Raw genomic sequence first — 5,353 nt, 5'->3', positions numbered from 1 at the left:
TAGAGGTCCTGGCGACGGATCCGGGGTTCAAGAGCGATGTGAAGGCGTGGATCGAGAGGACTGGAAATGAGCTGATAAGCGTGACGGAGGAAGGAGGGGTCATAAGGGCCCTGATAAGGGTCACGGCTCGTTAACCTGTCCCAATTTCGCCCTCCTCAAGGTGGTTCGGAGATCCCGAAGTCCACCCCACATCTTTATCTCCCGAACAATGGATATTGAAGCGCCAGCTGGGTGAGAGGAGATTAGCTTAGATATCTGAGCCTAGCCTTCTCGATTTAGCCTCGGCTAATTTCTGAGGGAGATCTCCGTCGAGTTTTTATTGGGAAAACCCCGTTTTACAACACAACTAATATGAAGGGTTGATCATCATGACGGATGTAGAGCCGACAATTTCCATCGATGCTAGGGGCATATCCTGCCCCGGTCCCCTGACGAACCTCATCAAGGCCTACAGGAAGGCCAAGAACGGGGATGTGATAGAGGTCCTGGCGACGGATCCGGGGTTCAAGAGCGATGTGAAGGCGTGGATCGAGAGGACTGGAAATGAGCTGATAAGCGTGACGGAGGAAGGAGGGGTCATAAGGGCCCTGATAAGGGTCACGGCCAAGTGATCGGTGATCTCAATGTCCAAGAAGGTTCTGGTGATCGGTGGCGGTGATGGCGGGACAATATTCGCCAACAGGCTGATGAGGAAGGTCCCCGGCGAAGTGGAGGTCGAGGTTATCGATAAGAGTGATCTCCACTGGTATCAACCTGGTTTCCTATTTGTAGCCGTGGGAGAGGCCGATAAGGAGGACATAACCAAGCAGAGGAGGAGACTCTACAGGGAGGGAATCAGGTTCACTCAGGCCGAGGTGACCGAGATAGATCTGGACGACAGGAGGGTCAAGCTGGCAAACGGTGAGGACAGGGTTTACGATTACTTGGTGATAGCCACGGGATCTACACTGTACTATGATGAGATACCCGGATTCAGAGAAGCCGTGAACCACATGTGGACCTTCGATGACGCAAAGAAGCTCTTCGAGGAGCTAATGAGGTTCAAGGGCGGAAGACTGGTGGTCGGAGTGGGTGGGCTCACCTACAAGTGCCCCGTGGCTCCCTTGGAGATAGCCTTCCTGGCAGACGAGTTCTTAAGGGTAAGGGGCGTAAGGGAGGAGACCGAGATAAAATACATCTCCCCCCTAGAGAGACCGTATCCACCCAGACTCCTTAGCAAGGTCATGGTGGAGAACATGGAGGAGAGGGGAATTGAGCCCGTGACCTACTTCACCGTCGACGAGATAGACCCCGAGAGGAGGGAGGTGAGATCTATGGAGGGCGACTCCCTGAAGTACGATCTGCTGATACTGACGCCTCCTCACAGGGGCGCCGATGTGATCATTAGATCAGGGATAGGGGATGATGAGGGATGGATTCCGGTGGACAAGTACTTCCTTAACATCAAGGGCTACGATGATGCTTTCTCCGTCGGAGATGCCACCGCCCTTCCCACACCCAAGACCGGCGTAGTCGCGCACTTCCAAGCATCGACAGTGGCCGATAACATCGCATACGAGATAAAGGGTGAGAGCAAGAGGGTCATGTTTGACGGACAGAGCTTCTGCCTTATCGAGATGGGAAGGGGGGTCGCATCAGCTCAGGTGTCCAGTTACTTCTATAAGGACGCCCCTGGCCTGATACCGTCGAGGGTCCTCCATCTGGCCAAGCTGGCCATGAACAGGATATACTGGACATGCATCCTGAGCGGAAACATATAGGAGGTGTGTTCAATGTCCGATGAGAAGAGTGGTCGAAGTTCGAATTCTGTTCCTGATTCCTCTGAGGTCAAGACTAGGACTTCAGTGGAGGAGCTCTTTTCAGATCCTCAGAACGTTAAGAAGCTGGAGGTGTTGCTGGAGAGGCTGGATTCCCTCAATTACCTACTGGAGAGGCTCGAGCTTTTCATAGGCGCGGGAATGCTGGACGAACTGTTCGGGCTGTTCTTCTCGATAATGGCGTTTGAAAGGGCTTTTATGAAGGAAGAATCTCTACAAGGGCTATCAGAGCTCTTGGGAAGATTCGCTTTCCTCGCCTCGCCGAAATGCATGGAAGAGCTGTCTGAAGCACTAGATAAGGACGAGAGACTGGGCCTCATGGGCCTGATGAACAAGTTGAGAGACCCGGAGGTTCAAAGAGGCCTAGGTGTGGTGATGAACGCTCTTAAGGTCGTTGGCAGGTGTGCCGACGAGTGCAGCAGCTTCAAGTGAATCAACACTTTCTTTCTCTATTTTGGGGATCAAGTACTAAAAGATGGCGAGGACTTCTAGATACCCTCTGTGTATCTGAGATACGGCGCGAGAGTAAAAATAGGGTGAAGGTAGGGGGTGAAGAGAACCCCTCAAGACGGAGGGAGAAATATCGTCATCACGCCGCTCTGAAGGATCACATATCTGAGTATGAGGCCCCCGACTATGACGAGTATTGCTGCCACCATGGGTATAGCGCAGCTAGCCCTCCTGCCCCTATTCTCGCTCATTATATGCCAGTACTCCAAGAGGAGTGGTATTGATAGGCCCATGAGGATCACGCCTCCTATGAAATATGGTGCGAGCTCGCCTGCCGTCAACAGCTGAACTGACAGTTCAGCTTCTCTAGGCCCGTAACTGAAGATGAACAGGTAGGTGAATACTATCAGTAGCTCTATAGAAATCAGTATGGCGTCCCATTTCCCCAGTATAGAGCAGTATTCCTCGTACCTGTGCCTCTCCTCCTTGGGTCTGGTGAAACCGTAGATGTCGTTGACAAGTAGAATTCCCACGACTCCTGTGGAGAGTGCTGAGGCCACGAAGAGAAGCGGTAGTGCTGGGGTGTGCCAGAACGGGACGGATTTGAGGATGCCTATCAGCACTCCGGTGTAGAATGTGGTGAGGAATCCAGCTATTGCCGCCAATAGGCCTGTTAGATTGGCTACGCTTCCCCTTCCGTACCATGGGAGCACCGGTATTATCCTGCCGAGCAAGCTGGGCCACTTAACCTCCAATGATGTTATGTATATCAACCCGAATATGATGAAGGCCGTTAATATTGAAGATCCGACGAATATCATAGACCTAGTATTCAAGTGGGGGCTCATGAAGACGAGATAGAACTTTTCCGGTTTCTCTAAGTCGAGTATCAGGAAGAAGACGCCCACGATGACTATGATCAGTGAAGTGATGGCTGAGATGGCTGCCAGCTTCTGTTCGCTCTTTCTGCAGCAGAAGTAGTAGCTGACCATCATGCCACCGCCGCCCATACCTCCTAGGAAGAGGTAGGCTGCGATCAACCACTCCCACCAATACTGGACAGTGTACACATCACTCACCTCCCACGGAGGACTTGAAGATATAGAACACCTTCGGTCCAGTGCTGAGATCCGGCCTAAGCGGCACGGCCTCCCCAGACTGAACCAGTTTGTACACCTCGCTGTTCGGGTCCTCCAAGTCACCGAATATCCTAGCGTGGCCGACGCAGGTCTCCACGCACGCTGGCTGCCTGCCTTGAAGGACGCGGTTGTCGTAGCAGAAGGTGCACTTGTCTATGGCGCGCTTCCTCTCGTCCACGTATCTTGCATTATACGGGCATGCGACCGCGCAGTACTTGCAGCCTATGCATATATCGTACCTCACCAAAACGACCCCATCCTCGTTGATGTAGCTCGCCCCGGTCGGACAAACGGTGACGCACGGTGGGTTCTCGCAGTGCATGCAGAGTCTGGGAACGAATAGTCTCTTCACATTAGGGAACTCTCCGAAGATGAACTCCGGGACGTGGGTCCTGCGCTTACCTTCCTCCCAAGGAGTCTCGTTCTCGAAGTCGCAGGCCGCTATACAGGCCCCACAGCCCAAACAAGTCCTAAGATCCATAACCATCCCATACTTGGCCATGAAATCACCCCTACACCTTTTCTATCTTCACGAGGAGTTCGTTTGTTAGGGCTCCGGGCATTCCCCTCGCGTAGTGGAAGGGCCAAAGCTTGTTCAGAGCTACGCCACCTCTAGCGTGGGCAATCCTGAGCTTCTCGCTCTCATGCCCCCACTGAGTGTTCAGGAAGGCCGTGTCCTCCCTTATGGCTTCGGTGACGAAGGCTGTGGTGATCCCGCTTTCTCCCGTGGCTAGGCTCGTTACCCTGACCTTGTCCCCATTCTTTATGCCCAGCTGCTTAGCTCTCTTGGTATTTATCCACACACCTATATGCTCTGGTCTGAGCAGGGAATCGAGCATCTTGTTGTCGGTAGTGTGGGTGTAGCTGTTCAGGGGACTTTTCCCGTAGACGAAGTAGAATACGCTCGGATCCTTCATGCTCTCGTATTCTTCCATGACCTTGGGCGGGACCCAGTCGGGCAGCGGATCCCAGACCGGATCCTTGCCGAACATCGAGGTCATCTTGCTCATAAGGAAACTGTAGATCTCTACTCTGCCAGTTGGGGTGTTTAGGGGCTTCTTGTAGGGCATCGTACCCATCAGCTCCTCCTTGGGTTCCTTCAATACGAAGCCCTTACTCTCTATCTCCTCAAGGGAGATCCCATAGGCTTCCGCCTGAGCCCTCCTTATTCCCCTTATGCCCTCTCTGTCCATGTATTCCTTCAGTTTCACTGCATCCACATGAAGAAGCTTAGCAAGGGCGTTCACATACCTGTCATAGATGCCGAGCTTCTTGGTCAGCGCAATTAAAATCTCTATTTCAGCCTTGGCGTTGAACTGTGGATCCACAGCCTTAACGGCGGTCTCGAAGGCCCCATCCAAGGACATCTCCACATGGCTTATCGGGAAGTCCTTCTCCAAGTATACTGCGTCCGGTAAAATGACATCAGCGTACATGGTGGTGTCCTGAGGGAGTATGTCTACTACCACAACGTCCTTCAGCCTCTTAAAGGCCTCTTTCCATTCCCTGTCGCCACTCCAAGTTCTTATAGGATTACCGCCTATTACAAAAGCCATCTCTATCGGATACGGATCTCCCTTTGTTATAGCGTCGTAGAGGGCCATGTAATTGGGAACGGATATAGGCATTACCCCGTGCTTCTTCCCCCAGAGCACATCGTACCTCTTCTCTGGTGGAGGACTACTCTTAGCCTCTCTGGCAGCTAGATTGAAGGATACCCCGCCAGGCTTATCTATGTTGCCGACCATGGCGTTGAGTACCGCTACCATCCTCTGGGTCTGGAGGGAGTTCTCATAGCGAGGATCATGCCATCCCGGATCTATCACAGCTGGCCTTATGGTACCGAACTCCCTGGCTACCTTCTCTACCAACTCGGCGGGCACGTCGCACACCTGAGAAGCCCACTGCGGTGAGTACTGCTCAAGCCTCTCGGCCAGGGCCTGGAAG

General features: G+C 53.0%; 7 protein-coding genes. 4 read left to right on the top strand and 3 right to left on the bottom strand.

Features of this window, described 5'->3' with window-relative positions:
• Positions 1-8 precede the first annotated feature (8 nt).
• From QI197_07830 to QI197_07815, 4 genes are all read left to right on the top strand, one after another.
• Positions 9-134, top strand: coding sequence for a sulfurtransferase TusA family protein (locus QI197_07830; protein MDK2373267.1), 126 nt, complete (start codon positions 9-11; stop codon positions 132-134).
• A gap of 234 nt (positions 135-368) precedes the next feature.
• The gene (locus tag QI197_07825; GenBank protein MDK2373266.1) at positions 369-611 is read left to right on the top strand and encodes a sulfurtransferase TusA family protein; all 243 of its coding nucleotides are present in this window, start codon (positions 369-371) and stop codon (positions 609-611) included.
• A gap of 12 nt (positions 612-623) precedes the next feature.
• Positions 624-1,760, top strand: a complete 1,137-nt coding sequence (locus tag QI197_07820) for an FAD-dependent oxidoreductase (protein MDK2373265.1) — start codon at positions 624-626, stop codon at positions 1,758-1,760.
• A gap of 12 nt (positions 1,761-1,772) precedes the next feature.
• Positions 1,773-2,249 carry a DUF1641 domain-containing protein gene (locus tag QI197_07815; protein ID MDK2373264.1) on the top strand — a complete coding sequence of 159 codons (477 nt, stop codon included), beginning with the start codon at positions 1,773-1,775 and terminating at the stop codon, positions 2,247-2,249.
• Positions 2,250-2,380: 131 nt separating this feature from the next.
• Here QI197_07815 and nrfD read toward each other — a convergent pair whose 3' ends face one another.
• The 3 genes from nrfD to QI197_07800 all read right to left on the bottom strand — a co-directional run.
• Positions 2,381-3,346 (bottom strand): polysulfide reductase NrfD, encoded by a 966-nt coding sequence (gene nrfD / locus QI197_07810; protein ID MDK2373263.1) that lies wholly within the window; start codon positions 3,344-3,346, stop codon positions 2,381-2,383.
• The gene (locus QI197_07805) at positions 3,339-3,908 is read right to left on the bottom strand and encodes a 4Fe-4S dicluster domain-containing protein (GenBank protein MDK2373262.1); all 570 of its coding nucleotides are present in this window, start codon (positions 3,906-3,908) and stop codon (positions 3,339-3,341) included. Before QI197_07805 ends, nrfD begins: the two co-directional genes overlap by 8 nt.
• A 10-nt stretch (positions 3,909-3,918) precedes the next feature.
• Positions 3,919-5,353, bottom strand: a 1,435-nt coding sequence (locus QI197_07800) for a molybdopterin-dependent oxidoreductase (protein ID MDK2373261.1), incomplete at its 5' end; no start/stop codon positions are given.

Source organism: Thermoproteota archaeon, assembly GCA_030130125.1.
GTDB lineage: Archaea > Korarchaeota > Korarchaeia > Korarchaeales > Korarchaeaceae > Korarchaeum.
This window is presented reverse-complemented; position numbering and strand designations above follow the sequence as displayed.